We start from the raw sequence: 1859 nt of genomic DNA on the forward strand, positions 1-1859 counted from the left end.
ATCTACAATTACGCCAATCTCAGCATAAGTGAGCCCCTGTTTACGAAGAAGTACAGCTTGCTTGCGTCTATCTTCGAGTTGGCTAGGTGTGAGCGTACGTGCGTCTTGAAGTTTCATAGCTTATATCTAGCAGAAATAATGCTAACTGGTTTTCCGCCTGATTAATGGTGAGAAATCTTAATCATAGTTGGGTCTCTCGTAATAACCTCTGTGAATTATGTTGCTAAGAAGGAAGTCGCATCAACTCCTTTACGTGCTCCACTGCGTGATCCAGTGTGACGATATCCAGGAGAAATGGAGGGTTCTTTCAGCCGCAGATTCAGCCATTCCCATCCGCGTATAGCTGTAGTTAAAAATCAGCAGCATTAGAGACACAGATTTTGATGGAAGAATTAATTTGAAGGAGCCAAGATTCTAGCTACACTGATGATGTGAAATGAAACGATTGGTACAAACCTAATGCTGTGAACCAGCAAAATACTCTGAGCCAGTGTTTGAGGATATCCAGTCACAACTTTCAATTCCTTTCATGCGACGCACTCCAGTCGCGACAGTGCTCTACCTTATGCAAATGAAAACACTATTATCTTGTTGGCTTTTTCTGAACACCCTCACTCTTCTAGTTGCAAATGAACCAGTGCCCTCCTTCGCTTCTGGTATCAAAACCGGCGAAGTGTCACAGAATACAGCAATTATTTGGAGCAGGTTAACTGTCAATTCGCCCAATAAGCCAATTTTAAACAAAAGGAGCACGATAGGGATGCCTGGGAGTGTGCTGGTTCGTTATTGGCCGGAAGGCGCTCAACAGGAGATGATCGAACTTCAGCCTATTGCCGTTGATAAGCAAAAGGACTTTACTTGTCAAATTATGCTGAGTGATCTCAAGTCCAACACTCAGTATACTGCCACAGTGATTGCGCTCTCTGAATCTGGATTAAAAGGCCAAGAACTGACCGCCAAATTTAAAACGGCTCCAAATCCCGACCAAATTGCCGATATTGAGGCTGTTGTGGTCACTTGTCAGGGTCATCAAACCATTGATGATCCAGATAAAGGGCATTGGGCTTACTCGCATATGCTGACTCACCAGCCAGACTTTTTTATTCATACAGGCGACGTTGTTTATTATGACAAAGGAAAGGCCTTTCCTTTGTCAAAGACAGTTTCTGCTGCACGTCAACGATGGAATTTGATGTTTTCCTATGACTGGAACCGTGATTTTCATTCCGAAGTGTCTTCGTATTTCATGAAGGATGATCATGATACACTTAAGGATGATTGTTGGCCTGGTCAGAGCTATGGTAAAATCACGTGGGAGGACGGTTTGTCTCTTTTCAAGGAGCAAACTCCTCAAGGTCCATTACCTTATCGCAGAGTCAGGTGGGGAAAAGACTTGGAGTTCTGGTTAATCGAAGGGCGTGACTATCGTTCGCCAAACAACATACCAGATGGACCAGAAAAAACTATTCTCGGAGAAAAACAAAAAGCATGGCTGATGAAGACGCTAACAGAATCGGATGCCACGTTCAAATTAGTAGTTTTTCCTTCGCCTGTAGTAGGACCCGATAAGAAGGGGAAAACTGACAATCATTCGAATTCTAATTTCACCCACGAGGGGAATGAACTTAGGAATTTTTTATCCCAGCTATCCAATACATTTGTCGTGTGCGGCGACAGGCATTGGCAATATGCCTCCAAAGACCCCGTCACCGGTTTGATAGAAATATGTAGTGGACCGATTAACAACGAGCATGCAAAAATCGGGGGTAGTGCCCATGTGAACAAAAAATATCACCTTTATTATGGAAGAGGGAAAGGTGGATATCTCAGAATTGCCGTAACGCGAATTGATAATGTCC

General features: G+C 43.5%; 1 protein-coding gene. It reads left to right on the forward strand.

What is annotated here, in order from left to right:
• Positions 1-571: 571 nt before the first annotated feature.
• A partial coding sequence (locus tag ABGY95_RS06350) for an alkaline phosphatase D family protein (protein ID WP_347440851.1) occupies positions 572-1859 on the forward strand: 1288 nt, incomplete at its 3' end.

Source organism: Rubritalea sp., assembly GCF_039830215.1.
GTDB lineage: Bacteria > Verrucomicrobiota > Verrucomicrobiia > Verrucomicrobiales > Akkermansiaceae > Rubritalea.